At 80.7% G+C, this 1,930-nt stretch carries 1 protein-coding gene; it reads left to right on the forward strand.

Going from position 1 to position 1,930, the window contains the following annotated elements; genetic code table 11:
• Positions 1-737 precede the first annotated feature (737 nt).
• On the forward strand, positions 738-1,847 hold the full coding sequence (locus NT8_RS28005) for a pyridoxal-phosphate dependent enzyme (protein WP_067976081.1): 1,110 nt from the start codon (positions 738-740) through the stop codon (positions 1,845-1,847).
• Positions 1,848-1,930: the final 83 nt, after the last annotated feature.

Below are 1,930 nucleotides of genomic sequence, written 5' to 3' on the forward strand. Positions count from 1 at the left end.
GGGGGGGGGGGGGGGGGGGGGGGGGGGGGTCGGCGCCTCGGCGGCGGCGCCGCACCCGGTGGCGGCCGCGAGGAGGGCACCGGCGGCGGCGACCGCGGCGAGGCGGTGGCGCGCGGCGCTCCGCGACCGGGACGGGCGGTCGGCGCGCCGGGGGGCGGACCGCACCTCCGGTCCGGTCGACGTGGGGGTCTGGTCGGTGGCCACGAACGCTCTCCTGACTCTCCGCGCCGGGTGTGCGGACGGTGTCCGCGAGCGGCACCCGGCGCCGCGTTCACAGCCTGGCGGGCGGGGGGTTCCGGGGGCATCGGGCGCGGGTCGGCACCCGGTTTACGACCTTTGGGGGAGGGCGGGTGCGCCGGAGGTCGGCGCCCGCGCCGCCGACCCGCGCGGACGCCCGCGAGGGGGCCGCGCCGGCCCGGCCCGGCCGCGCGGGGAGAAGCGGTGGGCGCGCCGGGCGGCGGCTGCGAGACTACGGCCCCGCCCGCTCCGGAGGCCGGCGGCCGCCGCGCCGCCCCGTTCCGGGCCGGGGCGCACCCGCACCGACGCGAGGCAGGGCGGATGACCGTACCCGGCACCCCGGTCGGCCGCGGACCGGGCGCCGCTGCGGCGGCACCGGCCGCGTCCGGGCGGACCGGGCGGGGTAGCCCCCGGGAGCCGGACGCGGCCGCCGGACACGGGGACGCCGACGCCCGGGGGGCCGGGGCGCCCATCGCAGGACACGACCAGAGGAGACGTACGTGGACCACTATGTCGACCCCCGATCGGGGCGCACCTACCCCCTCGACGCGCGGCGCTGGCGGGGTGACGACGGCGCCCCGCTCACCGTGGCGCCGGGGCCGGGCATCGGTCCGGCGGACGTCGACACCGCCACCCGCTCGCTGTGGCGCTACCGCGCGGCGCTGCCCGCCGCCACCGGTCGGCCGGTGACGATCGGCGAGGGGTGCACGCCCCTGGTCGCCCGGCGCTGGGGCGGGGTCGACGTCCTGCTCAAGCTGGAGTCGGCCAACCCCACCGGCAGCTTCAAGGACCGGGGGGTGAGCGTCATGGTGTCGGCGCTCGCCGCCGCCGGGGTCGACGCGGTGGTCGAGGACAGCTCGGGCAACGGCGGCGCGGCGGTGGCGGCCTACTGCGCGGCGGCCGGGATCGGCGCCCGCGTCCTGGTGCCCGAGGGCACGTCGCCGGGCAAGGTGATCCAGGCGCGGGCGTACGGCGCCGAGGTGGCGGAGGTGCCGGGCGACCGGGCGGCGACCGCCGAGCGGGCGCTGGTGGAGGCCCGGTCGACCGCCTACGCGAGCCACAACCGGCACCCGCTGTTCCTCCAGGGCACCAAGACCCTGGCCTACGAGCTGTGGGAGGACCTGGGGTTCGCCGCGCCCGACGCGGTGGTCACGGTGGCGGGCGCGGGCAGCATCGTGCTGGGCTGCGACCTCGGGTTCGGCGAGCTGCGCGCCGCCGGCCGGATCGACCGGCTCCCCCGACTGCTGGTCGCCCAGCCCGAGCGGTGCGCGCCCGTGCACGCCGCGTTCCAGGGCGGCCCGGCCCCGGCCTTCGGGCCGACCATCGCCGAGGGTGCGGCGATCCGGGAGCCCGTCCGGCTGCCGGAGGTGGTCGCCGCGATCCGCCGGTCCGGCGGCGACACGGTCGCCGTCCCCGAGGACGGCATCGCGGCGGCGGTCCGGCGCCTGGCGGGTGCGGGCGTCTACGCCGAGCCGACCTCGGCGACGGCGGCGGCCGCGATCGACGCCTTCGCCGCGCGCGGCGCGATCCGCCCCGGCGAGACGGTCGCCGTCGTCGTGACGGGTTCGGGCCTCAAGGCGTCGGCCGCGATGGAGCGCCTCCTCGCCTGACCACCGCCCCGGGCCTCCCGCCCCGGCGGCCGGCGCCGCGCCGTGTCGACGTGTCGGCCCGGCCATGGGTAGACACGTCGACA

The sequence above is a fragment of the Nocardiopsis trehalosi NBRC 14201 genome (assembly GCF_001552555.1).
GTDB classification, from domain to species: domain Bacteria; phylum Actinomycetota; class Actinomycetes; order Streptosporangiales; family Streptosporangiaceae; genus Nocardiopsis_B; species Nocardiopsis_B trehalosi.